Raw genomic sequence first — 24844 nt, 5'->3', positions numbered from 1 at the left:
TCGGATGCCCCTCGTATACTGACCCGGATGTCCGAGCACACCGATTCCGCGCCGCCCACGCCGACCACCCGCGCCGATGCCCGCAAGGCCACCGTCCGCACCGGCGCCGACATCGGGCGCGCGCTGGACCGTCACGACCGGCGGATCGGCTGGATGGACCTGCTGCGCGGGCTGTCGATCCTGCTCGTCATCCTGCATCACAGCACGCAGATCGTCGAGTACCGCATCGGCGAGGTTCCCGGGTTCTTCGAATTCCTGAGCTCCTTCTTCGCGCCCTTCCGGATGCCGATGCTGATGGTGCTCTCCGGCCTGCTGGTCGCGGGGTCACTGCATGCGCCGACCGGGAAATACGTGTGGGGCAAGGTGCGGCGGATCGTGTGGCCCATCATCGTGTGGACGGTGATCTACGCGGGGTCGCAGGCGGTGGTCGGGCAGGTCGAGTACATGCCCTGGCAGTTCGGCTTCTGGAACACCTACCTGTGGTTCATGCAGTTCATCTTCGCGTACTACATCATCGCGCTGCTGATCCGGTGGATTCCGGCCTGGGTGCTCATCGCCGTGCCGTTCGTCGTGATGTTCCTGATCCCCCCGGAGCTGGAGCTGCTGCAGCGCTTCTTCTACCTGATGCCGTTCTTCTTCCTCGGCGCATTCGTCGAGAAGCACTGGGATCGGTACGCGCGGTGGCTCAGCGTCCCGCTCGCCGCCGCACTCGCGATCATCCCGATCGGCGTCGCGCTGTACTCCGGATTCATCGAGCCCCTTTGGTACGCACCGCTCTCGGCGCTGCCCGCGATGCTCGGCATCCTGATCCTGGTCAGGCTCACCGCCATCGCCCCCGACGCCCGCTGGCTCGCACCGGCGCGCTTCGTCGGCCGCTACTCGCTGATCTACTACGTGTCGCACTATCCGGTGTTCGCCGCGCTCGGCTGGCTCGCGCTGAAGGCCGGCATCTCCCACCCCGGGCTCGGACTCATGGTCATCTTCATCGCCACCGTCGCCGTGTCCACGGTGTTCGCGCTGATCGGTCGCCGGATGCCGGTGAGCCTGCTCTTCGAGCTCCCGCGCCGGCTGTGGCCGGCACGCGCCGATCGAACCGCTACCGCGAGAGAGTGACACGGGTCAAGACCCTGCCGCATCCTGACGGGTTCGACGAGACTCTCCTCAGTCATCGACGACGGGAGCCTCTTCATGACCGACACCGCACTCGCCATCCGCCCCGAGCCGCAGCTCGTCGCCCGCGGGCCGCTGAGCGACGCCGTCCTCGCCGCGCTCATCGGCACCGGCAGTCCTGAGCTGGGCGGACTCGCGGACAAGGCCGTGCGCGCGTGCGACGATCTTGCCGCAGATGACGACGTGCAGCTGGCCCTGTTCCTGCTCTACGCGTCTGCTTACGGATCCCTCGAGGCGCTCGATCCCCGAAAGGAGTGGGATCCCGCACTGATCACGGTGCGCGCGACCCTGGAGCGGGCGTTCGAGCGGTCGCTGCGCGACAGCGTCGAGGTGCCGCCGTTGCCGGATCCGACCGTCGACGCCGTCGCGAGGGCCCTGTTCGATCTGGTGCAGGCCGACACAGGACCCAGCCTGTCCCGCTACGTCGCGAAGAAGGCGACTCCCGAGCAGATCCGGGAGTTCTTCATGCAGCGCTCGATCTACACCCTGCGGGAGGCGGACCCGCATTCCTGGGCCATCCCTCGGCTCACGGGTGCGCCGAAGGCCGCGCTCGTCGAGATCCAGTCCGACGAGTACGGCGGTGGTCGTCCGGACCGCGTCCACGCCCGCATCTTCGCCAAGGCCGTCCGTGGTGCGGGATTGGACGACACCTACGGCGCGTACCTCGACGAGGTCCCCGCGGTCACTCTCGCCTCACAGAACATGATGTCCATGTTCGGGCTGAACAGGCGGCTCGTCGGAGCGATCGTCGGCCACCTCGCGGCGTTCGAGATGACCTCCTCGATACCGAATCGGCTCTACGCCGACGGCCTGCGCCGGCTCGGTTTCGGCGAGGACGTCACCGCCTACTTCGACGAGCACGTGGAGGCGGACGCCGTGCACGAGCAGATCGCGGCACGCGACCTCGCGGGTTCCCTCGCGTTCGACCGGCCGGACCTGCTGGCCGACATCATGTTCGGGGCTGCGGCCTGCCTGGCCGTGGACGGACGCGTCGCCGCGCACATGCTGGACGCCTGGGAGCACGGCGGATCCTCGCTGCGGGCGAAGGCGTCGGCATGAGCGCGCGGCACGAGGAGGCGACCATCACGCCGTACCCCGACGGACCTCTGATCCTGCGTGGGGATGTGGAGCTGCGGACCGCGGACGGCGAGCCGATCCCCCGCAACCGTCGGACCGTCGCGCTGTGCCGCTGCGGCCTGTCCACGATCAAGCCGTTCTGCGATGGGACCCACAAGGCGGCGGGCTTCCGCACGGATGACTGAGCGCGTCGCGTGAAGGTGGGCCCTGCCGGGATCGAACCGACGACATCCACGGTGTAAACGTGGCGCTCTACCAGCTGAGCTAAAGGCCCTGGATCGCATCAGTCTAACGGGATGCGATTGCGGCGCCGCGTCCGCGAACGGATATAGGCTGAGGACAGCACGTGTTGTGCGGAGCAGACAAGGCTCCCCCACGTCGCATCCCGTTTCCTTGGCAAGACCTGCCAGCTTGACGAAAGGCTCCACGTGACCGTTCACGACCAGGATCCGTACTCTCAGGGCCCCCTCGACAGTGATCCGGAGGAGACCGGCGAGTGGCAGCAGTCGCTCGATGAGCTGGTGGAAGCCAAGGGACACGGCCGAGGCCGTGAGATCATGCTCAGCCTGCTGAAGCGCTCGAAGGAGCTTCACCTGGGCGTGCCGATGGTTCCGACCACGGACTACATCAACACGATCGCCCCGGAGAACGAGCCGGAGTTCGGCGGCGACGAGGAGATCGAGCGCCGGTACCGGCACTGGATCCGCTGGAACGCCGCCATCACCGTGCATCGCGCTCAGCGCCCGGGCATCGCCGTCGGCGGCCACATCTCCACCTACGCCGGCGCGGCCTCGCTCTACGAGGTCGGCTTCAACCACTTCTTCCGCGGCCAGGACCACCCCGGCGGCGGAGACCAGATCTTCATCCAGGGCCACGCCTCCCCCGGCATCTACGCCCGCTCGTTCCTCGAGGGGCGTCTGAGCGAGGCAGATCTGGACGGGTTCCGCCAGGAGAAGTCGCAGAAGGGCCACGCACTGCCCTCCTACCCGCACCCGCACTCGATGCCGGACTACTGGCAGTTCCCGACCGTGTCCATGGGTCTCGGTCCGATCAACGCGATCTACCAGGCGCAGGCGAACAAGTACCTGACGAACCGCGGCATCAAGGACACCAGCGACCAGCACGTGTGGGCGTTCCTGGGTGACGGTGAGATGGACGAGGTGGAGAGCCGCGGCCAGCTGCAGGTCGCCGCCAACGAGGGCCTGGACAACCTCACCTTCGTGATCAACTGCAACCTGCAGCGTCTGGACGGTCCCGTCCGCGGCAACGGCAAGATCATCCAGGAACTGGAATCGTTCTTCCGCGGCGCGGGCTGGAACGTCATCAAGGTCATCTGGGGCCGGGAGTGGGACGACCTGCTCGAGCGCGACACCGACGGCGCACTGCTGAACATCATGAACGTCACCCCCGATGGCGACTACCAGACCTACAAGGCGGAATCCGGCGCGTACATCCGCGAGAACTTCTTCGGCAAGGACGAGCGCGCGGCCGCCCTGGTGAAGGACTACACCGACGAGCAGATCTGGCAGCTGCGCCGCGGAGGCCACGACTACCGCAAGGTGTATGCGGCGTACCAGGCGGCGCTCGCGCACAAGGGTCAGCCCACGGTCATCCTCGCCAAGACGGTGAAGGGCTACGGCCTCGGCCCGCACTTCGAGGGCCGCAACGCGACCCACCAGATGAAGAAGATGACGCTGGACAATCTGAAGACGTTCCGCGACACCATGCAGATCCCGATCACGGACGCGCAGCTCGAGGAGAACCCGTACCTGCCGCCGTACTACCACCCGGGCGAGAAGGACGAGACGATCCAGTACATGCTGGATCGACGCCGCGCCCTCGGCGGATTCATCCCCGAGCGCCGCACGAAGCACACCGAGATCACGCTGCCGGGGGATGCGACCTACGCGCTTCCCAAGAAGGGATCCGGTACCCAGGAGATCGCCACCACCATGGCGTTCGTCCGGTTGCTCAAGGACCTGCTGCGCTCGAAGGACTTCGGCAACCGCATCGTGCCGATCATCCCCGACGAGGCCCGCACCTTCGGCATCGACGCCTACTTCCCGACGGCGAAGATCTACAACCCGAACGGCCAGCAGTACACCTCCGTCGACCGCGAGCTCCTCTTGGCGTACAAGGAGAGCCCGCAGGGTCAGATCGTGCACGTCGGCATCAACGAGGCCGGTGCCGTCGCGGCGTTCACCGCCGCAGGCACCTCGTATTCGACCCAGGGCGAACCGCTGATCCCGATCTACATCTTCTACTCGATGTTCGGATACCAGCGCACCGGCGACGCCCTGTGGGCGGCAGGCGACCAGATGGCACGCGGATTCGTCATCGGCGCCACCGCCGGTCGCACCACGCTGACCGGCGAGGGACTGCAGCACGCCGACGGCCACTCGCCGCTGCTGGCGTCCACGAACCCCGCCACCGTCTCGTACGATCCCGCTTACGGGTACGAGATCGCCCACATCGTGCGCTCGGGTCTGGAGCGCATGTACGGCGGCGAGCACGAGCACCCCGACGTCATGTACTACATCACCGTCTACAACGAGCCGCTCGTGCAGCCCGCTGAGCCCGAGGATGTCGACGTGGACGGCATCATCCGCGGTCTTCACCGCATCTCCCCCGCCACCGCCGATGGCCCCAAGGCGCAGCTGTTCGCCTCCGGTGTCGGAGTGCCGTGGGCGCTCGAGGCGCAGAACCTGCTGCGCGACGACTGGGGCGTGAGCGCGGATGTCTGGTCGGTCACCTCGTGGGGCGAGCTGCGCAACGACGGGCTCGCCGTGGACGAGCACAACTTCCTGCACCCCGAGGATGAGCCCCGCACGGCCTATCTCACGCAGAAGCTGCAGGGCGCGGAAGGACCGGTCATCGCGGTCAGCGACTACATGAACGCGGTGCAGGACCAGATCCGCCCGTGGGTCCCGAACAGGTACTACACGCTGGGTGCCGACGGCTTCGGCTTCTCGGACACCCGCGCCGCAGCGCGCCGCTTCTTCCACATCGACGGCCCGTCGATGGTGGTCCGCACCCTCCAGGCCCTGGCCGACGAGGGCAAGATCGAGCGCTCGACGGTCGCGCAGGCGATCCAGAAGTACGCGCTGCACGATGTGAACGCGGGCACCAGCGGGAACGCAGGCGGCGAGAGCTGACCCTGTGACCGGATCCTCGAAGCCGGCCATGGACAAGGCCGCCACGCTCGCCTGGCTGCGACGCATCTCCGGCGACATCGCGACGGTGACGATCAAGCGGCTCGAGGATACGCTTCCGTGGTACGCCGACATGCCGCCGGCACGGCGGTCCTCCGTCGGGCTGGTGGCGCAGGCGGGCATCACCTCCTTCATCCAGTGGTACGAGGACCCGACATCCACGCCGTGGATCGCGGCGGACATCTTCGCCGCCGCTCCGCGCGAGCTGCTGCGCAGCGTCAGCCTGCAGCAGACACTGCAGCTGATCCGCGTCACGGTCGAGGTGACGGAGGAGCGCGTCGCCGGCCGCGGAGACGACCTGCGCGAGGCGATCCTGCTCTACTCGCGCGACGTCGCATTCGCTTCGGCGGACGTGTACGCGCGGGCCGCGGAGGCGCGCGGGCTCTGGGACGCCCGGCTCGAGGCGCTGGTCGTCGACTCCATCCTCACCGGCGAGGCCGATGAGGAGCTGCCCAGCCGGATCGCGGCCCTGGGCTGGCACGGCCACGGCGAGGTCTGCGTGCTCGTCGGCACGACTCCGCCGCAGTTCGACGTCGACCAGGTGCGGCGCACCGCGCGGCGACTGTCCGTGGACGTGCTGATCGGCGTGCAGGGTTCGCGGCTCGTCCTGGTCATCGGTCGCGCGCGACCACCGGGCAAGGATGTCGAGGGTGATGAACTGCCCTTCTCCGAGATCGCCCAGCGTCTGGAGGAGTCGTTCGGCCCCGGGTACGTCGTGCTCGGACCCCCCGTCGCGGCGCTCGTCGACGCCGGTCAGAGTGCGCGCGCCGCGCTGGCAGGTTTCGCGGTCGCACGCGCCTGGCGCGGTGCCCCGCGCCCGGTGGAGGCGGACGATCTGCTTCCCGAGCGCGCCCTCGCCGGCGACACCCTGGCCAAGGTGACGCTCATCGAACGCATCTTCCGTCCGCTGCAGGCGCACTCGCCGGATCTGGTGACCACGCTGTGGAGCTACCTGGACAACGGCCGTTCCCTGGAAGCCACGGCGCGCGAGCTCTTCGTGCATCCGAACACCGTGCGCTACCGCCTGAAGCGCGTCAGTGAGGTCATCGGCTGGGATGCCACCGGCCCACGCGAGGCGCTGATCCTGCAGACGGCGCTGATCCTCGGCTCCATCGGGTCGGCAGAGACCGCCCGTCGCCGGCCGCAACCGCGCCGTCGCTGAACCGCGACCCCGCGGGCACTGTCCGCCACGCACAAACGAATCGACGATTCTTGTGATGGTTCATCCACCGAGTTTCGCGAATCGTTGGCAAAGATGGACAGGTGATCGTCGTCGCCTGCCCTGGACAGGGCTCCCAGACCCCCGGATTCCTCGCACCCTGGTTGGAGTTGGACGGCGTGGCCGAACAGCTGGCCGCGTACTCGGAGGCCGCGGAGGTGGACCTGATCGCGCACGGCACCACATCGGATGCCGACACCATCCGCGACACGCGCATCGCGCAGCCGCTGATCGTCGCCGCCTCGATGATCGCGATGAGTCAGGTGGCCGCACGCGCGCAGCGCTCCGCGGACGGCGTCGCGGGACATTCCGTCGGCGAACTGGCCGCGTTGAACGGCGCGGGTGTGATCAGCGCCGCGGACGCGATGCGTCTGGTCGGCGTCCGCGGTCGGGCGATGGCGGATGCCGCCGCGCAGACCCCGACGGGCATGAGCGCCGTGCTGCGCGGTGAGGAGGACGAGGTTCTCGCACTGCTGAGCGAACTGGACCTCACCCCGGCGAACTACAACGTCGCCGGACAGATCGTGGCTGCGGGAGCGCTGGACGACCTCGCCAGGCTCGCCGAGCGCGCCCCCCGCGGCGTGCGCGTCATGCCGCTGCAGGTCGCCGGCGCGTTCCACACCTCCTACATGACGCCTGCCGTCGAGACGCTGCGCGCCGCGATCGCCGAGGTCGAGCACACGGATCCCGTCCGCACTCTCTGGTCGAACCGCGACGGCACCGTCGTCACCGACGGCCGGGACGCGCTGGACCGCATCGTGACCCAGGTCTCCTCGCCCGTGCGCTGGGATCTGTGCATGGAGTCGTTCTTGGCCGCCGGGATCACCGGATTCATCGAGGTCGCGCCGGCGGGCGCCCTCGTCGGCCTGGCCAAGCGCGGTATGGCCGGCATCCCGAATGTCGCAGTGAAGACCCCCGATGACCTCGAGGCAGCCGTCGCGCTGCTGAACGGAGAAGCAGCATGACCGCCACTCTCAAGCAGTCTCAGGGTGTGCCCTACACGCGCATCTACAGCTACGGCGCCGCCCGCGGCGACCTGTCCGTGCCGAACGAGGAGCTCGTGGGTCCGATCGACTCGAGCGACGAATGGATCCGTCAGCGCACCGGCATCATCACGCGCACCCGGGCGTCCGCCGGCATCCTCGCCGTCGATCTGGCGACCGATGCCGCCCAGGAGGCCATCGCCAAGTCGGGCGTCGACCCGGCCGAGATCGACCTGGTGATCGTCGCGACCATCAGCAACGTGCAGCAGACGCCGTCGGCCGCGGCCGTCGTTGCGGATCGTGTCGGCGCCAACCCGGCGGCGGCCTACGACTCCAACGCCGCGTGCGCGGGCTTCGCCTACGGCGTCACTCAGGCCGACGCGCTGATCCGGGCGGGCAGCGCACACTACGCGCTCGTCATCGGAGCCGAGAAGCTGTCGGATGTCGTGGACCCCACCGATCGGAGCATCTCGTTCCTGCTCGGAGACGGGGCCGGCGCGGTCGTGATCGGTCCGAGCGACTTCCCCGCGATCGCGCCGACCGTGTGGGGATCGGATGGGTCGAAGGCGCACGCCGTGGGCATGAACTCCACCCTCATCGACTACCGCGACGGCGACGCCAACTGGCCCACGCTCCGGCAGGAGGGTCAGACGGTGTTCCGCTGGGCTGTGTGGGACATGGCGAAGGTCGCGCGTCGCGCGCTGGAGGTCGCCGGAATCGAGGCGTCCGATCTCGCCGCCTTCATCCCGCACCAGGCGAACATGCGCATCATCGACGAGTTCGCGAAGCAGCTGAAGCTGCCGGACTCCGTCGCCATCGCCCGCGACATCGAGACGACGGGCAACACGTCAGCGGCCTCGATCCCGCTCGCCACACACCGCCTGCTCGAGGAGCACCCCGAGCTCAGCGGTGGACTGGCGCTGCAGATCGGCTTCGGGGCGGGGCTCGTCTTCGGCGCGCAGGTCGTCGTGCTGCCCTGATCGGGCGCGTAATCTCCCTAGACTGTTCAGCGGTTCCGTAACCATTCCGAGAAAGAGGAAACATCATGGCTCTCACCACAGACGAGGTCCTCGCAGGACTTGCCGAGCTGGTCACTGACGAGACCGGCATCGACGCATCCGAGGTCGCAATGGAGAAGTCGTTCACCGACGACCTCGACATCGACTCCATCTCGATGATGACGATCGTCGTCAACGCCGAGGAGAAGTTCGGCGTCACCATCCCCGACGACGAGGTCAAGAACCTCAAGACCGTCGCCGACGCCGTCAACTTCATCGTCGCCGGCCAGGAGTAGCATCCCGCGGGTGCCACGCCCGTCGACGGCGGGTCGTGGCATCCTCCTCCCCTGATCCTCTCTCCTCACGAAGGACCCTCTCAATGACCAAGCGCATCGTCGTCACCGGTATCGGCGCCACGTCCGCTCTGGGCGGCACGGCCCCCGAGAACTGGGCCAATCTGCTCGACGGCATGTCCGGCACCCGCACCCTGACGCACGAATGGGTCGAGAAGTACCAGATCCCCGTGCACTTCGCCGCCGAGGCGGTGGTCCGTCCCGAGGAGGTCCTGCCCCGCCACGAGGCCAAGCGCCTGGACCCGTCGACGCAGTTCGCGCTGATCGCCGCGCGGGAGGCCTGGGAGGACGCCGGCTCGCCGGAGGTCGCCCCGGAGCGCCTCGGGATCGACTGGGCCACCGGCATCGGCGGGGTCTGGACGCTGCTGGATGCCTGGGACACCCTGCGTGAGAAGGGCCCGCGCCGGGTCATGCCGCTCACCGTGCCCATGCTCATGCCGAACGCGGGCGCCGGCAACCTGTCGCTGCAGTTCAACGCGCGTGCCTTCGCACGCACGGTCGTCAGCGCGTGCGCCTCCAGCACGGAGTCCATCGCGAACGCCTACGAGCACCTTCAGGACGGGCTGGCCGACGTGGTCATCGCCGGTGGAGCGGAGTCCGCCATCCACCCGATCACCATGGCGTCCTTCTCGTCCGCTCAGGCGCTCTCCCGCCGCAACGACGACCCGGCCACCGCTTCGCGTCCTGGCGCCATCGACCGCGACGGGTTCGTCATGGGCGAGGGCGGCGCCGCGCTGGTCCTGGAGACCGAGGAGCACGCGAAGGCACGCGGGGCGAAGATCTACGCCTACCTCGTCGGGGGTGGCGTGACCGCGGACTCGTACCACATCACCGGAAACGACCCGGAGGGTGCGGGCGCGGCGCGCGCCGTCGAAGCCGCACTCGCTCAGGCCGAAGCCACCGCGGATGACGTTTCGCACATCAATGCGCACGCCACGTCGACGCCGGTCGGCGACCCCAACGAGTACGAGGCGCTCAAGCGCGTCTTCGGCGAGCGGATCGACGAGATCCCCGTCTCCGCCACCAAGGCCTCCACAGGTCACCTGCTCGGCGGCACGGGCGCACTCGAGGCGATCTACACCGTCCTGGCGCTGCGCGACCGCGTCGCTCCGCCCACCATCAACATGACCGAACCCGACCCGGCGGTGCCCTTCAAGCTCTCCGGACAGTCGCAGCCGCTCGGCGACGGAGACCTGCTGGCGATCAGCAACTCCTTCGGGTTCGGCGGCCACAACGCCGTCGTCGCCTTCCGCAGCGCGGACTGACCCGCATCGTGATCGAAGCCCCCTGCGTCCTCGCAGGGGGCTTCGATCGTTGATGCGGGTGATTCGGTTTCTCGGCGTCCGGGAGATGCTCACCTGACCCCGTTACTCACGCCTCCTCCGCAAGCCTGCAGTAGGCCCGTCGAAGGGCTAGCCGACCTTGTGGAGCCAGACGACGCGGGCGTCGTCACCGGCATGACGGAACGGTTCGAGCTCCTGATCCCAGGCGGCGCCCAGCGCGACGTCGAGCTCGCGCTGGAGTTCTGCCATGCTGCCCGCCGCGATCTCCATCGCGTAGCGTATGCGGTCCTCACCGATGACGATGTTCCCCGCGCTGTCGGTCTGCGCGTAGTGGATGCCCAGGTCGGGCGTGTGCAGCCAGCGGCCGCCGTCGTTGCCCGGTGTCGGGTCCTCGGAGACCTCGAAGCGCAGATGCTCCCATCCGCGGATGGCCGTCGCCAGAGCGGCACCGGTTCCGACTGGGCCGTCCCAGTAGAACTCGGCTCGCCGGGTGCCCTGCTGGACCGGCTGGTCGCTCCAGTCGAAGTTGACCGCGCGACCGATAGCGCGTCCCACCGCCCATTCGAGGTGCGGGCAGAGCGCGCGAGGTGCGGAGTGGATGTACACCACTCCGCGTGCGTATCCCGTCGCCATGTTCTCTCCGTTCATCAGGTGCGTCTTCCCCAACGACCTGATCGAAGCAACTCGGCGAACTATGCGGTTGTACGGCGATTATCGCTCAGTTCCGCGCGAATCACAAGCGTGTGATTCGCCCGGAAACGCACAGCGGCACCGATCCGAGGATCGGTGCCGCTGCAGACGGGTGAGGGCAGCCCTCGGGCTCAGGCCTCGCTCATGGCGAGCTTGGCCTGCTGACCCTTGGCCGCGTAGTACGCCGCCCGCGCGGCGTCCTTGCGGGCCTGCTCGGCATAGCCCTGCTCGAGGACGTCCTGCGGGACCTCGACCTGCTCGTGCTGATCGGTGCCGTGGTACTTCTCGATGTAGGCGTCCAGTTCGGGACCGGAGGTCCACGAGGTGATGAGGTTGTAGCGCGGCTCGGTGCCGTTGTGCGTGGTCGCGTGCCAGAGACGCTGCGTGTCGATGATCAGCTGGGCCCCGGCGGGAAGCGCGATGCGCACCTCGCCCTCCGGGTCCGTGCGGTTCTCACGCAGCACGAAGAAGCTGTCCTTGTCGTCGGTCAGGTTGAAGAACCCGCGCACCACCCAGCCGGTTCCGTCCGGGTTCAGACGGTTGTTGTCGTCCTGGTGGAGGTTGTAGAGGCATTCGCCGTAGGGGGTGGGCTGCAGCTCGATGACGCGGCAGCGACCGACGTTGGCGCCGGGCTCCTGCGCGCGGCGGGCGAGATTCGGCGCCTTCGCGACCTGCGACTCGATCCAGACGCCGTCCTTGTCCGTGCGCGGCGGCTTGTGGTTCCAGAAGCCGTTGCACTCGATCTCGCCCTTGGCGCTGGCCAGCGGAGCGAACCGGGTGTCACCGGAGGACTTCCAGTCGTTGTACTCGAGGTCCAGCCACTCCTTGGGGTCCAGCTCCTGGGCGTAGCGGTCGAGAACGACGAATCCCTTGTCTTCGAGGGCTTCGGACTTGATGTATCCCATGATCCGAGTCATGTCCTTTCGTAATGGGCCAGCACGTTTTAACAGGCCCTACTTAGGCAAGCCTACCTCGGTGATCTGGACACGCCCCGGGGGCCGACCGGAGAAAATCCCCGCGGACTAGACTCGTTCCGGCGGCTTCCCGCTGTCCGCCAATCGGAGGATTCACGCAGTGATGGCAACGGCGACCAATGTCGAAGCGACCGCAACGGGCACCGTCGAATGGCTCGCCGCCCCCACGACGAACATCGTCGTCCCCGTCTACCAGCGCCAATACCGCTGGGACATCGGCGCGTGCGAGAAGCTGCTCTCGGACGTGCGCACGGTCGCCGGCGAGGATGACGCGCATCGCCACTTCATCGGCTCGATCCTCTCGGCCGAGGACACCACCGGCGGAGACCTCATCCTCATCGACGGCCAGCAGCGCATCACCACGGTGATGCTCCTCATCGCCGCTCTGCATCACGCGGTGCGCGAGACGGATGCGGTGCTCGCAGCGGAGCTGGCGCGCGTCCTCGTGCGCTCCGACGATGCCGGCCGCACCAAGCTGCGTCCTCACGACGCCTGGGCGGGCCTGTACGAGTCCGTCGTCCTGGACCGCCGGGACGACGCCGAGCGGGAGTCGCGGTTCGACGACAACTACGCCTTCTTCCGCAGTCAGGTCCACGCAGACGAGGTCCCGGTGATCTGGCGAGGCCTGCAGAAGCTCGAGCACGTGTCGATCACCCTCGGCGCCTCCGCGAACGCCCAGCAGATCTTCGAGAGCCTGAACTCCACGGGACAACCACTGCGCGATCACGAGCTGATCCACAACTACATCCTGATGGGCCTCTCGCACGCCGAGCAGCTGCGCATCGAGGAGGAGTACTGGATCCCGATCGAGGAGCACACCGGCGAGAGCATCGGGGCGTTCTGGCGGCACTACCTGATGATGACCACGGGACGCGAGATCGATGTCTCGGGTGAGCACGGCGTGTATGCCGCGTTCCGCGACTCGTTTCCGCGCCTGGACGCCGCCCATCTTCACGCCGACGCGGACGTGTGGCGCGAGAACGCCGAGATCTACGGCATCCTCCTGAACCCCGAACGGGAGACGGATGCCGAGATCCGCCTGCAGCTGCAGCATCTGAGCACGTTCGGGCGTGCGACCTTCCCGCTGGTGATGAGCGCGTACCGTGACCACCGTCACGGTACGATCACGCGCAGTGAGCTCTTCGACGTGCTCGAGTGGGTGCAGGCGCTGTTCCTGCGCCGAGCGATCGTCGGCCTGCCCACCGAGCGACTCATCGCGCGCCTCTGCCGAGCCCGGCAGCAGGGCGGGGATCACCTGATGCGAGCGATCTCGCGCATCACTCCGTCCGACGAGCGCGTCCGCGCGGTGCTGAAGTACGGCGAGCTCCCGCACCCGGCTTACGTGCTGGGGCGCATCGAAGGTGTCGACGACACGGGCGACTTCGACGTCGAGAGCATCGTGCCTGCTGCTCCCGGTGACGGCTGGAGCGGTGACGGCGTGCGCCCCTGGCGAGAGTTCTCGGAGGACGAACAGAACAGTCACCGTGCGCTTGCGCCGACACTGGGCAACCTCACCCTGCTGGAGCAGTCGCTCACCGAGCGGGTGTTCGGAGCCTCGTTCCCCGAGAAGCGGGACGCGGCGTACGCGCGCAGCGCCGTGCCGGCCACCCGGGAGCTCGCGGAGACCGATGCGTGGGGCACCGCGGCGATCTCGGCCCGCACCGTGCGGCTGACCGGCGAGCTGCTGCGGATCTGGGCACGCCCCACTCTCACCGAGATCGACGACGACGGCCTGACCCCGGTGCTCGACGCCGTACGGCGCCGCGGCTGGCCGACGGGCTGGGAGCGGGAGTTCGACTACTGCGAGTACCGCGGCGAGCACTGGGAGGTCAAGGACGTCAAGGCGCTCTTCAATCGTGTGTTCCGCCGAGCGTGGACCGATGACCGCGAGGCCGCCCTCGCCTACAGCGCCCGCCACGGCGGGCCGCTGTACGACTCGATGGCGTGGAAGGGCCAGTGGGACACTCTCGCCGAGGACAGCCACCTCTACATGGGCTGGGACTCGAACTACATGATGACGGCGCTGCAGGGCGTGCTGGAGGAATCGGGCATCGCTGCCGAGGTGTTCGTGAAGTACTCCTACATAGGGAACGTGATGTGATGACCTCGACCACGCTGGTGCGCCGCATGATGGACCTCACGGTGGAGGAGCACACCCTCACCGTCCCGCTGGTGTGGTCGGACCCGACGGACACCCGCACGATCGACGTGTTCGCCGCCGTGGTGAGCAGGGACGGCGGAGAGGATCTGCCGTACCTGCTCTTCCTGCAGGGCGGTCCGGGCGTCGAGGCGCCCCGCCCGTTCCACGCCCCCTCCTCCCCCTCGTGGCTGGACGCCGCCCTCGAGCACCACCGGGTCGTGCTGCTCGATCAGCGCGGCACCGGCCGGTCGACGCCCGTGGGCGACGACCTCCTGTCACTCGGTGCCGAGGCTGCGGCAGAGCGCCTCACCCACCTGCGCGCGGACTCCATCGTCCGCGACGCGGAGGCGCTGCGCCGGGAACTCGGTGCGACGCGGTGGAGCCTGCTGGGGCAGTCCTTCGGAGGGTTCACCACCCTCGCCTATCTGTCGACGGATGCGGACTCCGTGGACAGGGTGTTCATCACGGGCGGCCTCAGCACGGTCGACCGTCACCCCGACGAGGTGTACACGGCCTGCTACGAGCGGATGCGCGACGCCTCCGAGCGCTACTACCGGCGATTCCCCGAGCACCGCGAGCGGATGCGACGGCTGGTCGGGTTGGCAGCCGACGGCGAGATCGTGCTCCCGGACGGTGAGGTCGTCTCGCCGTCGAGGCTGCGCTCGGTCGGCTCGGTGCTCGGCACGAACGACGGCTGGCAGAGCGTCTGGTCACTGCTCGAACTCGACCCGCGGTCCAACGCGTTCCGATACGACCTGGCTGCCGCCATGCCGTTCCGCGGCCGCAACCCGCTCTATTTCGCCTTCCACGAGTCCAGCTACGCGTCGGGCCACGCCACGCGCTGGTCGGCCCAACGCGTCGAGCCGGCCGCCTTCCGGGAAGACCCGACCCTGTTCACCGGCGAGCACATCCGGTCCGAGTGGACCGAGACGGTGCCCGCCTTCCGGCCGTGGCGCGACGTGGCGATGATCCTCGCCGAACATGAATGGCCGTCGGTCTACGACCGAGAAGCACTCCAGGCCTCGGGTGCCCGCGGTGCCGCGGCCGTGTATGTCGGCGACGTGTACGTGCCTCTGGAGTACTCGCTGGAGACCGCCCGCCTGCTGCCGGATCTGCGCCTCTGGGTCACGAGCGAACACGAGCACAACGGCCTGCGCTCCGGCCCCGTGCTCCGGCACCTCCTCGACCTCGCAGACGACCGCCGCGTGCGCTGAGCCCGCTGTCGCGCGGAGCGCCTACTCCGCGCGGGGATCGTGTTCGTCGTCCTCGGGCACCTCGATCGATTGATCGAGCACGTCGGCCGGGTCCGCGTGAACGCCGTCCGGCAGCGGCGAGGTCACCGCTGTCTCCGGATCCTGGGGATCGACCAGCACGTCCCGTTCCTGGTCCATCCTGTCCGCTTCCGCGGCCTCGGCTCCAGCCGCCGGCGTCTCGTTCTCGCGTGTCATGTCGAATCCTCTCCTCGTCGTACACACCACCCTCTCCTGCGCGGGGCGCCTGAGGGAAGAGGGTTGCATCCGCGTGCGCGGACCGTCTCGACGAGCGAGTCAACCCCGTGCCGTCGGCGGCGGCCGAGTCGTACTCTGACGGAGATGATGACGCAACAGGAATCCGCACGCGAGGCCGCCGGCCGGATCCGGATCGGGACCTCGGGCTGGCGATACCGGTCATGGCGCGGAGACTTCTACCCACGCGGGCTCGTGCAGCGCCGGGAGCTGGCCTTCATCGGCGAGCGGTTCTCGACCGTCGAACTCAACGGCTCGTTCTACTCCCTGCAGCGTCCCGAGAGCTACCTGCGGTGGCGCGCCGCCGTTCCCGACGGCTTCGTCTTCGCGGTCAAGGGATCCCGGTTCATCTCGCACATGCTGGCCCTGCGCGATGCGCGCGAGGCACTGGCGAACTTCTTCGCATCCGGTCTGCTCGCCCTCGGTCCGGCTCTGGGCCCGATCCTCTGGCAGCTGCCCGAGCGGCATCGATTCGACGCCGAGGTGCTTTCGGCCTTCCTCGCAGCGCTGCCACGCTCCACCGACCAGGCGCTCGAGCTGGCTCGCGGGCACGACGACCGCCTCGACGGGCGCGCCTGGCTGAAGCAGGACGTCGACCGCCCGCTGCGCTACGCACTGGAACCCCGTTCCGACAGCTTTCACGACCCGGCAGTCCGCGATCTGCTCGACCAGCACGGCGTCGCGCTGGCCGTCGCGGACACCGCGGGACGATGGCCGACATTCCAACCGACGGATGCCGGTCTGGTCTACGTGCGGCTGCACGGAGCGTCCGAGCTGTACACGAGTGGATACTCCCCCGCAGAACTGCACACCTGGGCCCGGAACTGCCTGCGCTGGTCGCGCGGCTCCGATGGCGAGCCGCGCGACGTGTACGTGTACTTCGACAACGATGCCCGTGGGCATGCCCCGCACGACGCGCTCGCCCTCGCCCGCCTCATGGAGGACGGCCCGGCGAACCTGCTCGGAGAGCACCCGTGAGACGCCTGCCGCTCGAGTCGTCCGTGATCGCCAGCGCGGGCTACGATCCCGGCATCGCCGTGCTCGAACTGGAGTTCCGCAGCGGCGAGGTCTACCGCTACTTCGCGGTGCCGCCCTCGGTGCACGCCGGCCTGCTCGCGGCGCCGAGCGCCGGCCGGTTCTTCACGCAGCGCATCCGCGACCGCTACCCCACCCGGCACGCGTGAGTCGTCTCAGCGGCGTGAACGCCGGAACCGCCTCGCACGCTGTTCGTCGCGCACGTCGTTCTCGGCATTGCGCTCCAGCCGTTCGGTGTCGCGCAGCCGCACCTGCAGCTCTCGTTCGGCGGGGATGCCACGACGGAGCTCACGGATGCGCTCCAGTTCCGCGTCGAGATGCGCCCCGATGACCAGGGCCATGTTGCCGATCCACAGCCACACCAGGAAGATCACGATGCCGGCGAACGAGCCGTACACGCGGTCGTAGTCGGCCAGGTTGGCGACATAGAACCCGAAGCCGACGGATGCCGCTGCGAACAGAAGGATCGCGACGAGGGCGCCGACGCTCACGAGCCGGAAGTGCGCATGCTGGATGTTGGGCGCGAAGTAGTACAGGATCGCGACCACGAGAACCACCACGAGCACGATCACCGGCCAGCGTGCGATCCTCCAGATCGTCAGGGTCACCTCGCCGGCACCCATCGCGTGTCCGAGCGCCTGTGCGGCGGGCCAGCTCACCGCCGCGAGCAGGCCGGCGATGCACACGAGCACGAACACGAGCAGCGTGACCAGCAGCTGCGACGGCTTCATCTTCCACAACACCCGCCCCTCGAGCACGCCGTAGGCGCGGTTGATGGCGCGGCCGAGGGCGGTGACATAGCGGGCGACCGACCAGAGCGCCAGCAGCAGCGAGAGGACCAGCAGCCATCCGCCGCCGGCGATGTCTGCGGCGCGCTCCACCGGCTCGCTGATCGCCTGGATCACGTCAGGGGGCAGCACCTCCTTGCCGGCGGCCAGCACGTCTGCGACGACGTCCCGCTTCGTTCCGATCATGCCGATCAGCGAGAATGCGGCGATGACGGCCGGTATCCCCGCCAGGACGGCGTAGAAGGTGAGACCGGCGGCGGCGTCCGCGCCGGAGGCGCGGAAGAATCCCCGCGCGACCCGCACGATGATGAACTGCGCCTGTGCACGGATGCCCTCGCGCCGCGTCGCATGTCCGTCTGCTTGCATCCCCATCCTCACAGTATCGCCGCATCTCCGTCATCGGACATCTTCCTTGACCCCGGTCGCGCGTCGGTGCTAACCGCCTGTCAAGCCCCTGGGCGCCCCGCCGTGGATGAGCGAGAGTGCAGCCATGAGTGATGCGACCCAGGAACCGGCAGAGACCCAGGAACCGGCAGAGACCCAGGAACCCATCCGCGAGCCGGACCCGAACTCCGAGCCGGCGGACGGTGAGGAGCCCAGCACGGAGGAGCTCCAGGAGCCCAGCACCGAGAAGGAGGTCGGCGAGGAGCCGAAAGCCGAGAAGCCGCATGATCCGGAGCCGAGTCACCATGCTGTGGGCATCGGCGTGATCGGCGGTCCGCAGAGCATCGCCGATCAGCTCGATGACGACGACGAGAACGAGTAGGGCGGGCGGGACTTGAACCCGCGATCGTTGGGTTATGAGCCCACTGCCTTCACCAGCTTGGCCACCGCCCCGTAGAGCAACAGCCTACCGGTGCGGTCAGATCGTCCGCGACGTGCTGTGGGTGCGGATGTGCTCGAGGTAGATCTGCGCGTTGTTGCGCAGGCTCCGACGCTCCTCCTCGCTCAGCGCGCGCCGGACCTTCGCAGGCACGCCCGCGACGAGCGACCCGTCGGGCACCTCCGTCCCGCCGAGCACCACCGCGCCGCCGGCGACGAGACATCCGCTGCCGATGACGGCGCCGCTGAGCACGACGGCTCCCATCCCGATGAGCGAGCCGTCGCCGATGGTGCAGCCGTGCACCACGGCGTTGTGCCCGATCGACACGTCACGGCCGATCTGCACGCCATGCCCGCTGTCGACGTGCACCGACGCGTTGTCCTGCACGTTGCTGCCTGCACCGATGACGATCGCCGCCGAGTCCGCCCGCAGCACGGCGTTGTACCAGACGCTCGCCCGCGAACCCAGCGTCACGCCGCCGATGATGCGCGCGCCATCGGCCACGAAGGCATCCTCCGCCACCTCGGGCGAACGGTCGGCGAGGGCGAGGACGGATGCTGTCACGGCGATGCTCATGCAGGCGAGACTACCCTCACGACCGCGTGATCACGCGGTCGTGAGGGGCGGGTAAGCGTTGCCTTCGCTTGCTTGCGGAATGTCTCGTGCTGAGTAGCGTTGTCCCCAGTAAGCCCGCCACGACCACTATCGGAGGATTTCATGAGCAAGGCGCAGACCGTCCCCACCACCGCCGTCGACCCGACCGTGGCAGCCGCGGCGGCCCAGTTCCTCTCCCCCGTCGTCCTCGGTCTGGAGGCTCTGACGGTGAACGGCAAGCAGGCGCACTGGCACGTCCGCGGTGCGAACTTCGTCGGGGTCCACGAGCTGCTCGACACGATCGTCGCGAACGCCGGCGGCTTCGCCGACACGGCCGCGGAGCGCATCGTCGCCCTGGGTCTGCCGGTCGACTCGCGCCTCGGAACCGTGGCTGAGAAGGTCGCCGCGACAGCGGTACCCGCCGGTTTCGCCCAGTCCGACGAGCTGATCCGCGCGGTCGTCTCGGACATCGACGTGATCCTCGCCGATGTGAAGGCCGCCGTCGACGGGCTCGACGCGGTCGACCTCACCAGCCAGGATGTGGCGATCGAGATCCAGCGCGGCCTTGAGAAGGACCGCTGGTTCCTCGTCTCGCACATCGCCGCCTGACCGGCTCACAGACCGTCTGTGGGGCGTGAACGCACCCTTCGTCGACCGCGAAGCTGGCTTTTGCGCCCCATAGACGGTCTTTTCACGCCTGGAAGGTGACACGCCCGCCGAGAATGGTCGCGGCGACCGGCATCGTGCGCAGCATCTCACGATCGGCGCTCGTCGGATCCGCCCCGCAGACCACCAGGTCGGCGACGGCTCCCAACTCGATCGACGCCTCCCCGTGCCGGCTGCTGGCCCGCAGCGCCGCATCGATGCCGACCCGCTGCTCGGGATGCCAGGCCTCGCGCTCATCGTCCGTGCGGTGGACGGCCGCGGCGATCGTCCGCCACGGGTCCAGCGGAGCGACCGGGGCGTCGGAGCCGAACCTCACCGGGATTCCTGACTCCAGCAGGGCCGCCAGCGGGTAGCTGATCGCCTGCTGATACCGCCACAGATCGTCCACCATGTCCCGGTCGTCGACCGCGTGCGCGGGTTGCACGCTGGCGACCACGCCCAGGCGGGCGAAGCGAGCCAGGTCGGCGTGCCGCACCAGCTGCGCGTGTTCGATCGTGCCGCGCGCCTGCGAGTACGCGAAGGCGTCGAGAGCGGATGCCACGGCGCGGTCACCGATGGCATGCACGGCCACGTCGAGGCCGGAGCCGGTGGCGAGCGTGAGCAGTTCCCGCACCTCGTCGGGCGCGATGGTGAAAGCGCCGAAGTCGGCGGGGTCACCCGCGTAGGGCTGCGAGCACGCCGCGGTCCTGGTGCCCAGTGAGCCGTCGGTGATGAGCTTGAGCGGACCCACTCGCACCAGTCCGGTGGTTCCGTCCAGCTCGTCGCCGCTGCGCATCCCCTCGCCGATCGCGCGCTCCAGACCCGCGGGATAGAACGCGAACTCGACGCGGTGCGCGTCGAAGCCCGCGGCGACGCGGCGACGCCACGAGTCGGCGTTCCACGCCATGTCGAAGTCGACGAGGCCTGTGATGCCGCGGGCAGCCGCACGCTGGGCGGCGGTGCGGATCGCGGCGTCCGCGGTCGCATCGTCGGTCGCATTCAGGCGTCGGGATATCTCGAAGGCGTCTTCCTCGCGCAGCATCCCGTCGTCGTCGATGCCCTCGAAGCCCTCCCGGCGCAGTGCCGCCGAGTTCAGCCACACGCTGTGCACATCGGCGTTGATCAGGTAGACGGGGCGCTCGCCCGTCATCGCGTCCAGCAGGGCGCGTGACGGACGCTCCGCCCACAGCCCGTCGCGGAAGCCCGCTCCGACCACCCTGCCGTCGGGCAGGGCGACCGCATCCGCCACCAGGCGGGCGGCCTCCGCGGGACTCGTCGAAGCACCCAGCTGCACCCGCTGCGCGTTCAGCGCCCATTGGACCGTGTGCACGTGATGGTCCCAGAGCCCCGGGATCACCCACATGCCATCGCCGTCCAGTGTCTCGGCCGCGACGCGGAGATTGCCCGTCGGCGCGATGTCGGCGATCAGACCCGCACGGATGAGGATGTCGACCGGCTCCTCCGTCGGGAGGAGTTCACGGCCGGGGCCGGCGACGCGGACCGACCGCAGCAGCAGGTCCCCGCTCATCCGCGATGCGCCAGTCGTGCCTGGTGCGCGCGCCGCATCTCGGCCGCCAGCATCGGATTCGCGTACTCCCCGTCTCCGTCGAGCTCGGCGATCACGGTCTCCACGACGCTGTCCGGCTTGTTCTGGCTGAGCTTGCGCTTGGCGGATACGCGTGTGGGAGTGAGGCGGAAGCCGACGGTGCCGGCCTCCAACGCGGTGATGAACTCCTCGGTGTTGGGAGCCTGCCACATCATCCGCGGCTGCGGGAGCCTTCCCTCGAAATGGGAGACCAGGTCGTCGAGCACTTTCAGGTTCGCGCGGGTGTCGACGATCTCCGGCACACCGGCCAGGTGCACAGCGGTGTAGTTCCAGGTCGGGACCGCCCGCACATCGCCGTACCAGCCCGGTGAGATGTAGCCGTTGGGGCCCTGGAAGATCAGCAGCAGCTCCTGCTCTCCCAGGTGCAGCACCTGGTCGTCGGGCTTGCCCACGTGTCCCACCACGGTCAGATCCTCGCGGTCCGGGTCCAGCAGCACCGGATAGTGCGAGGCCACCAGGCCGTCATCCCCGGTCGCGACGGCCGTCGCCCACGGATTCTGGGCGATCACTCTCCGCAACTCGGCGACGTCGGTCATGGCGAAGCTGGGATTCTGGCGCATGAGACCACCCTACGACCGCGACGACGGGCCGAGCTCGTGCTCGAGGCCCGTCGTCGTCGCCGCTCAGCGGATCTGGCCCACCACCGGGATCGACTGCGTCTTCCAGTCGTCGAAGGCCGCATCGTCGGCCATGAAGGCGTTGACCTCCTCGGTTGTCGCCGTCAGCTTCGGGTCGTTGTCGAGGTACTTCTTCGTCTCACGCGCGACGAGCCCCGACAGCACGAGCAGACCGATGAGGTTCGGCAGTGCCATCAGTCCGTTCATCACGTCGGAGAAAGCCCACACGACACCCAGCTGCACGGTGCAGCCGACGAAGACGACCAGCGAGAAGATGACGCGGAACGGCATGATGGCCTTCACGCCGAGCAGGCGCTCCAGGCTGCGTTCGCCGTAGTACGACCAGCCGAGGATGGTGGAGCCGGCGAACAGCACCAGGCCTATCGTCACGATGTAGTGTCCCCACTCCCCCGGAAGTCCGTGGGAAAAGGCCTCACCGGTCATGAGCGCCGCGCTGATCTGCTCGCCGGTCTCCGGATCGACCTGGTTCCAGGTGCCGGTGGTGATGATGACCAGGCCTGTGCAGGTCACCACGATGATCGTGTCGATGAAGGTCTGCGTCATGGAGACCAGTCCCTGGCGCACCGGGTGGCTCGTCTTGGCCGCGGCTGCCGCGATGGCGGCGGAGCCCATGCCCGACTCGTTGGAGAAGATGCCGCGCGCGACGCCCATCTGCACGGCCACGATGATCAGGGATCCGGCGAACCCGCCCACGGCGCTGGTGCCGGTGAAGGCCTCGGTGAAGATCTGGGCGAATGCGGCCGGCACGCCGGCGATGTTGGCGATGAGGATGTAGATGGCCCCGAGGACGTAGAAGATGATCATCACCGGCACGAGTCCCGCCGTCACGCGACCGATGGACTTGATGCCGCCCACGAGCACGAGCATCGCGAACACCGTCAGCACGATGCCGGTGACCCAGGTGGGGACGTTGAAGCTGGACTCCATGTTCGCGGAGATCGAGTTGCCCTGGGTCATGTTGCCGATGCCGAAGCAGGCGATGACGGCCGAGATGGCGAAGAAGATCGCGAGGAACCGGCCGAAGCGGTTCTTGATGCCGCGTTCGAGATAGTACTGAGGGCCACCGGACTTCTCGCCGGCGGCGTCGGTGGTGCGGAACCGCACGCCGAGGAACGCCTCGGAGTACTTGGACGCCATGCCGAGCAGACCCGTCACCCACATCCAGAACAGCGCACCGGGTCCGCCGATGCCGATGGCGGTGGCGACGCCGACGATGTTGCCCGTCCCGACCGTGGCCGCCAGGGCGGTGGTCAGGGCCTGGAATTGGGAGATGTCGCCGTCCGAGCCGGGATCGCGTCGGGTGAACAGGCCGAGACGCAGGGCCGCGCCGAGCTTGAGGAACTGGATCCCGCCGAGACGGATCGTGAGATAGAGGCCGGTGCCGAGGAGCAGCGGGATGAGGACCCATGGCCCCCAGATCCATGAGCTGATGTTCTCGAGGACGGACTGCAGTCCTGACAGATCCATGGCTTCTCCTGTCGTGCATCGTTGCGAACGGACTCAGCCATCCTATTCACAGCCCACGATCAGGTTCGAGACGAAGCGCCGAAGAAGGTCGTCAGCGCTGGCAGAACGGGCACCAGTACAGCTTGCGTGCTCCTATCTCCTCCAGTGCGATCTCGGTGCCGCAGATCCGGCACGGCAGGCCCGCGCGGTGGTACACCCAGTGCCGGTCGTCCCGATTGGCCATCGCGGCGCGATACGCGTCTCCCGACAGGCCATCCATGGTCATCATCTGCCCGGTCTCGACGCCGATCGACAGCAAGCGCACCCAGTCGCGCCACAGCTCGCGCACGACCTCTTCCGGCACGTCGCGGCCGGGGGTGTGCGGGTTCAGGCGTGCGCGATACAGCATCTCCGCGCGGTAGACGTTGCCGATTCCGCTGACGACGGACTGGTCCATGAGCAGCAGGGCGATCGCCGTCGGCTTGCGGCGCACGATGCTGACGAACCGCTCCTCGCCCTCCGCGGGGTCCCCCACCAGTGGATCCGGTCCCAGCTTCGCGACCGTCGCCAGCATCTCGTCCGGCGTCTGCAGGGCGCACGCCGTCGGCCCGCGCAGATCGGCACAGGTCGACGCGGTCAGCAGGCGCAGGCGCACCTGCCCAACCACGGGCGGCGGCCAGTCCTCACCGTCGTCGGCCAGCCCCTGCGTCTGCTCGGACATGCGCACGTGCACGCGTGCACGACGGGGTGCACCGATCGAAGACAGCGAGTTCTCGCCCGCCTCGTCGAGGATCGTCTCGTCGCCGGACACCGCATCCAGATCGGTGCCGCGCTGATTCGTCTGCCCCATCCGGCCGTTGGCCGAGGCGATGGTCGGATCGACGAGGATCTCCCCCGCGAAGTCCCAGGCACCGTAGAGCCCGAGATGCACGCGCAGCCAGATCTCTTCCTCGAACTCCAGGAACATCTGCTTGCCGACGGCCTTGGCCGAGAGCATCTCGCGCCCGTCGAGCACGGCTGCACCCTCCGCGAACCGTCCCTGCGGGCTGGAGGCGCTCACCGCCGTTCCGACGAAGTTCCGGGCGAACTGGCGGGCGATGCGGTGGACGGAGTGGCCCTCGGGCATGTCAGACCCGCCCGTCGGCGGAGCCGGTCCCTCCCTGACGGGGATCCGGCAGCAGCGATCCGTCGCGTTCGTAATCGGCGATCTGCCCGATCCGGCGGGCGTGACGCTCCTCGCCGGAGAACGGCGTGGCGATGAACGTGTCGATGAACGAGATCACCTCGTCGAAGGTGTGCTGACGAGCGCCGATGGAGATGACGTTCGCATCGTTGTGCTCACGCGCGAGTTCGGCCGTCGACGTGTTCCACACCAGTGCGGCGCGGATGCCCTCCACCTTGTTCGCGGCGATCTGCTCGCCGTTGCCCGAGCCTCCGAAGACGACGCCCAGGGCCTGCGCACCGGACCGCTGATCGGCGACGACGGCCTGCGCGGCGCGGATGCAGAACGCCGGATAGTCATCGAGCGCGTCGTACTCCACCGGCCCGTGATCGGTGACGTCATGACCTGCGGACCGCAGGTGCTCCTGCAGCCTGGTCGAGAAGTCGAGTCCCGCGTGGTCGGTGGCGATGTGGATGCGCATGGGGCCATCCTATTTCAGCCGG

At 68.4% G+C, this 24844-nt stretch carries 25 protein-coding genes and 2 tRNA genes; 15 read left to right on the top strand and 12 right to left on the bottom strand.

Annotated features, from left to right (window positions below; all coding sequences use genetic code 11):
* Nucleotides 1-27 precede the first annotated feature (27 nt).
* The 3 genes from ACFQY2_RS11930 (at nt 28) to ACFQY2_RS11920 (ending at nt 2432) form a co-directional block, all read left to right on the top strand.
* A complete protein-coding gene (locus ACFQY2_RS11930) occupies nt 28-1113 on the top strand; it encodes an acyltransferase family protein (protein ID WP_378746032.1) in 1086 nt (361 codons plus the stop codon).
* Nucleotides 1114-1188: 75 nt separating this feature from the next.
* Nucleotides 1189-2229 carry an iron-containing redox enzyme family protein gene (locus tag ACFQY2_RS11925; RefSeq protein WP_378746031.1) on the top strand — a complete coding sequence of 347 codons (1041 nt, stop codon included), beginning with the start codon at nt 1189-1191 and terminating at the stop codon, nt 2227-2229.
* On the top strand, nt 2226-2432 hold the full coding sequence (locus tag ACFQY2_RS11920) for a CDGSH iron-sulfur domain-containing protein (protein WP_378746029.1): 207 nt from the start codon (nt 2226-2228) through the stop codon (nt 2430-2432). Before ACFQY2_RS11925 ends, ACFQY2_RS11920 begins: the two co-directional genes overlap by 4 nt.
* Nucleotides 2433-2448: 16 nt before the next feature.
* On the opposite strand, the gene ACFQY2_RS11915 is transcribed toward ACFQY2_RS11920, so the two are convergent.
* Nucleotides 2449-2521 (bottom strand) — tRNA-Val (locus tag ACFQY2_RS11915).
* A gap of 154 nt (nt 2522-2675) precedes the next feature.
* On the opposite strand from ACFQY2_RS11915, the gene aceE reads away from it, so the two are divergent.
* From aceE to ACFQY2_RS11885, 6 genes are all read left to right on the top strand, one after another.
* On the top strand, nt 2676-5402 hold the full coding sequence (gene aceE, locus ACFQY2_RS11910) for a pyruvate dehydrogenase (acetyl-transferring), homodimeric type (protein WP_378746028.1): 2727 nt from the start codon (nt 2676-2678) through the stop codon (nt 5400-5402).
* 28 nt (nt 5403-5430) lie between these two features.
* Nucleotides 5431-6621 (top strand): PucR family transcriptional regulator, encoded by a 1191-nt coding sequence (locus ACFQY2_RS11905; protein WP_378746169.1) that lies wholly within the window; start codon nt 5431-5433, stop codon nt 6619-6621.
* 101 nt (nt 6622-6722) lie between these two features.
* Entirely contained in the window at nt 6723-7643 is a 921-nt protein-coding gene (locus tag ACFQY2_RS11900; RefSeq protein ID WP_378746027.1) for an ACP S-malonyltransferase, read from the top strand.
* Nucleotides 7640-8641, top strand: coding sequence for a beta-ketoacyl-ACP synthase III (locus ACFQY2_RS11895; RefSeq protein ID WP_378746025.1), 1002 nt, complete (start codon nt 7640-7642; stop codon nt 8639-8641). Before ACFQY2_RS11900 ends, ACFQY2_RS11895 begins: the two co-directional genes overlap by 4 nt.
* A gap of 65 nt (nt 8642-8706) precedes the next feature.
* Entirely contained in the window at nt 8707-8955 is a 249-nt protein-coding gene (locus ACFQY2_RS11890; protein ID WP_193596127.1) for an acyl carrier protein, read from the top strand.
* A gap of 83 nt (nt 8956-9038) precedes the next feature.
* The gene (locus ACFQY2_RS11885; protein WP_378746024.1) at nt 9039-10277 is read left to right on the top strand and encodes a beta-ketoacyl-[acyl-carrier-protein] synthase family protein; all 1239 of its coding nucleotides are present in this window, start codon (nt 9039-9041) and stop codon (nt 10275-10277) included.
* Between the two features lie 147 nt (nt 10278-10424).
* Here ACFQY2_RS11885 and ACFQY2_RS11880 read toward each other — a convergent pair whose 3' ends face one another.
* On the bottom strand, nt 10425-10928 hold the full coding sequence (locus ACFQY2_RS11880; protein ID WP_378746168.1) for a DUF3145 domain-containing protein: 504 nt from the start codon (nt 10926-10928) through the stop codon (nt 10425-10427).
* Nucleotides 10929-11116: 188 nt separating this feature from the next.
* On the bottom strand, nt 11117-11890 hold the full coding sequence (locus ACFQY2_RS11875; protein ID WP_378746167.1) for a hypothetical protein: 774 nt from the start codon (nt 11888-11890) through the stop codon (nt 11117-11119).
* 172 nt (nt 11891-12062) lie between these two features.
* Here ACFQY2_RS11875 and ACFQY2_RS11870 point away from each other — a divergent pair, with 172 nt between their 5' ends.
* Together ACFQY2_RS11870 and ACFQY2_RS11865 are read left to right on the top strand one after the other, a co-directional pair.
* On the top strand, nt 12063-14060 hold the full coding sequence (locus tag ACFQY2_RS11870) for a DUF262 domain-containing protein (RefSeq protein WP_378746023.1): 1998 nt from the start codon (nt 12063-12065) through the stop codon (nt 14058-14060).
* Nucleotides 14060-15313: an alpha/beta fold hydrolase gene (locus ACFQY2_RS11865; protein ID WP_378746022.1), complete on the top strand. Its 1254-nt coding sequence runs from the start codon at nt 14060-14062 to the stop codon at nt 15311-15313. The genes ACFQY2_RS11870 and ACFQY2_RS11865 overlap by 1 nt, the downstream gene beginning before the upstream one ends.
* A gap of 21 nt (nt 15314-15334) precedes the next feature.
* Here ACFQY2_RS11865 and ACFQY2_RS11860 read toward each other — a convergent pair whose 3' ends face one another.
* Nucleotides 15335-15547: a hypothetical protein gene (locus ACFQY2_RS11860; RefSeq protein ID WP_378746021.1), complete on the bottom strand. Its 213-nt coding sequence runs from the start codon at nt 15545-15547 to the stop codon at nt 15335-15337.
* Nucleotides 15548-15691: 144 nt separating this feature from the next.
* Here ACFQY2_RS11860 and ACFQY2_RS11855 point away from each other — a divergent pair, with 144 nt between their 5' ends.
* Together ACFQY2_RS11855 and ACFQY2_RS11850 are read left to right on the top strand one after the other, a co-directional pair.
* Complete coding sequence (locus tag ACFQY2_RS11855) at nt 15692-16582, top strand: DUF72 domain-containing protein (RefSeq protein ID WP_378746020.1); 891 nt, start codon at nt 15692-15694, stop codon at nt 16580-16582.
* The gene (locus ACFQY2_RS11850) at nt 16579-16788 is read left to right on the top strand and encodes a KTSC domain-containing protein (RefSeq protein ID WP_378746019.1); all 210 of its coding nucleotides are present in this window, start codon (nt 16579-16581) and stop codon (nt 16786-16788) included. The genes ACFQY2_RS11855 and ACFQY2_RS11850 overlap by 4 nt, the downstream gene beginning before the upstream one ends.
* 6 nt (nt 16789-16794) lie before the next feature.
* Here ACFQY2_RS11850 and ACFQY2_RS11845 read toward each other — a convergent pair whose 3' ends face one another.
* A complete protein-coding gene (locus ACFQY2_RS11845) occupies nt 16795-17799 on the bottom strand; it encodes a YihY/virulence factor BrkB family protein (RefSeq protein ID WP_378746018.1) in 1005 nt (334 codons plus the stop codon).
* A gap of 118 nt (nt 17800-17917) precedes the next feature.
* On the opposite strand from ACFQY2_RS11845, the gene ACFQY2_RS11840 reads away from it, so the two are divergent.
* Nucleotides 17918-18193: a hypothetical protein gene (locus tag ACFQY2_RS11840; RefSeq protein WP_378746016.1), complete on the top strand. Its 276-nt coding sequence runs from the start codon at nt 17918-17920 to the stop codon at nt 18191-18193.
* Here the strand turns inward: ACFQY2_RS11840 and ACFQY2_RS11835 are convergent.
* Both ACFQY2_RS11835 and ACFQY2_RS11830 read right to left on the bottom strand, forming a co-directional pair.
* Nucleotides 18191-18264, bottom strand: a tRNA-Ile gene (locus ACFQY2_RS11835). The genes ACFQY2_RS11840 and ACFQY2_RS11835 overlap by 3 nt on opposite strands.
* 25 nt (nt 18265-18289) lie before the next feature.
* Nucleotides 18290-18826, bottom strand: coding sequence for a gamma carbonic anhydrase family protein (locus ACFQY2_RS11830; protein ID WP_378746015.1), 537 nt, complete (start codon nt 18824-18826; stop codon nt 18290-18292).
* Nucleotides 18827-18967: 141 nt separating this feature from the next.
* Between ACFQY2_RS11830 and ACFQY2_RS11825 the strand changes: the two genes are divergently transcribed.
* Complete coding sequence (locus ACFQY2_RS11825) at nt 18968-19453, top strand: Dps family protein (protein ID WP_378746014.1); 486 nt, start codon at nt 18968-18970, stop codon at nt 19451-19453.
* 82 nt (nt 19454-19535) lie between these two features.
* Here ACFQY2_RS11825 and ACFQY2_RS11820 read toward each other — a convergent pair whose 3' ends face one another.
* The 5 genes from ACFQY2_RS11820 to ACFQY2_RS11800 form a co-directional block, all read right to left on the bottom strand.
* Nucleotides 19536-21017 (bottom strand): amidohydrolase family protein, encoded by a 1482-nt coding sequence (locus ACFQY2_RS11820; RefSeq protein ID WP_378746013.1) that lies wholly within the window; start codon nt 21015-21017, stop codon nt 19536-19538.
* Nucleotides 21014-21655: an FMN-binding negative transcriptional regulator gene (locus tag ACFQY2_RS11815; protein ID WP_378746012.1), complete on the bottom strand. Its 642-nt coding sequence runs from the start codon at nt 21653-21655 to the stop codon at nt 21014-21016. The genes ACFQY2_RS11820 and ACFQY2_RS11815 overlap by 4 nt, the downstream gene beginning before the upstream one ends.
* Before the next feature lie 63 nt (nt 21656-21718).
* Nucleotides 21719-23200, bottom strand: a complete 1482-nt coding sequence (locus ACFQY2_RS11810) for an alanine/glycine:cation symporter family protein (RefSeq protein ID WP_378746010.1) — start codon at nt 23198-23200, stop codon at nt 21719-21721.
* Nucleotides 23201-23291: 91 nt separating this feature from the next.
* Entirely contained in the window at nt 23292-24305 is a 1014-nt protein-coding gene (locus tag ACFQY2_RS11805) for an Fpg/Nei family DNA glycosylase (protein WP_378746009.1), read from the bottom strand.
* A 1-nt stretch (nt 24306) separates the two neighbouring features.
* Nucleotides 24307-24822: a ribose-5-phosphate isomerase gene (locus ACFQY2_RS11800; RefSeq protein WP_378746007.1), complete on the bottom strand. Its 516-nt coding sequence runs from the start codon at nt 24820-24822 to the stop codon at nt 24307-24309.
* Between the last annotated feature and the right edge of the window lie 22 nt (nt 24823-24844).

This window comes from Microbacterium sp. GCM10027623 (assembly GCF_042666935.1).
In the GTDB taxonomy this organism is placed as follows: domain Bacteria; phylum Actinomycetota; class Actinomycetes; order Actinomycetales; family Microbacteriaceae; genus Microbacterium.
This window is presented reverse-complemented; position numbering and strand designations above follow the sequence as displayed.

What these genes read in the sequence shown, in the direction of transcription:
- ACFQY2_RS11930 (WP_378746032.1), top strand. Translation starts at nt 28, where the DNA reads ATGTCCGAGCACACCGATTCCGCGCCGCCCACGCCGACCACCCGCGCC.
- ACFQY2_RS11925 (WP_378746031.1), top strand. Translation starts at nt 1,189, where the DNA reads ATGACCGACACCGCACTCGCCATCCGCCCCGAGCCGCAGCTCGTCGCC.
- ACFQY2_RS11920 (WP_378746029.1), top strand. Translation starts at nt 2,226, where the DNA reads ATGAGCGCGCGGCACGAGGAGGCGACCATCACGCCGTACCCCGACGGA.
- ACFQY2_RS11905 (WP_378746169.1), top strand. Translation starts at nt 5,431, where the DNA reads ATGGACAAGGCCGCCACGCTCGCCTGGCTGCGACGCATCTCCGGCGAC.
- ACFQY2_RS11895 (WP_378746025.1), top strand. Translation starts at nt 7,640, where the DNA reads ATGACCGCCACTCTCAAGCAGTCTCAGGGTGTGCCCTACACGCGCATC.
- ACFQY2_RS11890 (WP_193596127.1), top strand. Translation starts at nt 8,707, where the DNA reads ATGGCTCTCACCACAGACGAGGTCCTCGCAGGACTTGCCGAGCTGGTC.
- ACFQY2_RS11885 (WP_378746024.1), top strand. Translation starts at nt 9,039, where the DNA reads ATGACCAAGCGCATCGTCGTCACCGGTATCGGCGCCACGTCCGCTCTG.
- ACFQY2_RS11880 (WP_378746168.1), bottom strand. Translation starts at nt 10,928, where the DNA reads ATGGCGACGGGATACGCACGCGGAGTGGTGTACATCCACTCCGCACCT.
- ACFQY2_RS11875 (WP_378746167.1), bottom strand. Translation starts at nt 11,890, where the DNA reads ATGGGATACATCAAGTCCGAAGCCCTCGAAGACAAGGGATTCGTCGTT.
- ACFQY2_RS11870 (WP_378746023.1), top strand. Translation starts at nt 12,063, where the DNA reads ATGGCAACGGCGACCAATGTCGAAGCGACCGCAACGGGCACCGTCGAA.
- ACFQY2_RS11865 (WP_378746022.1), top strand. Translation starts at nt 14,060, where the DNA reads ATGACCTCGACCACGCTGGTGCGCCGCATGATGGACCTCACGGTGGAG.
- ACFQY2_RS11860 (WP_378746021.1), bottom strand. Translation starts at nt 15,547, where the DNA reads ATGACACGCGAGAACGAGACGCCGGCGGCTGGAGCCGAGGCCGCGGAA.
- ACFQY2_RS11855 (WP_378746020.1), top strand. Translation starts at nt 15,692, where the DNA reads ATGATGACGCAACAGGAATCCGCACGCGAGGCCGCCGGCCGGATCCGG.
- ACFQY2_RS11845 (WP_378746018.1), bottom strand. Translation starts at nt 17,799, where the DNA reads ATGGGGATGCAAGCAGACGGACATGCGACGCGGCGCGAGGGCATCCGT.
- ACFQY2_RS11840 (WP_378746016.1), top strand. Translation starts at nt 17,918, where the DNA reads ATGAGTGATGCGACCCAGGAACCGGCAGAGACCCAGGAACCGGCAGAG.
- ACFQY2_RS11830 (WP_378746015.1), bottom strand. Translation starts at nt 18,826, where the DNA reads ATGAGCATCGCCGTGACAGCATCCGTCCTCGCCCTCGCCGACCGTTCG.
- ACFQY2_RS11825 (WP_378746014.1), top strand. Translation starts at nt 18,968, where the DNA reads ATGAGCAAGGCGCAGACCGTCCCCACCACCGCCGTCGACCCGACCGTG.
- ACFQY2_RS11820 (WP_378746013.1), bottom strand. Translation starts at nt 21,017, where the DNA reads ATGAGCGGGGACCTGCTGCTGCGGTCGGTCCGCGTCGCCGGCCCCGGC.
- ACFQY2_RS11815 (WP_378746012.1), bottom strand. Translation starts at nt 21,655, where the DNA reads ATGCGCCAGAATCCCAGCTTCGCCATGACCGACGTCGCCGAGTTGCGG.
- ACFQY2_RS11810 (WP_378746010.1), bottom strand. Translation starts at nt 23,200, where the DNA reads ATGGATCTGTCAGGACTGCAGTCCGTCCTCGAGAACATCAGCTCATGG.
- ACFQY2_RS11805 (WP_378746009.1), bottom strand. Translation starts at nt 24,305, where the DNA reads ATGCCCGAGGGCCACTCCGTCCACCGCATCGCCCGCCAGTTCGCCCGG.
- ACFQY2_RS11800 (WP_378746007.1), bottom strand. Translation starts at nt 24,822, where the DNA reads ATGCGCATCCACATCGCCACCGACCACGCGGGACTCGACTTCTCGACC.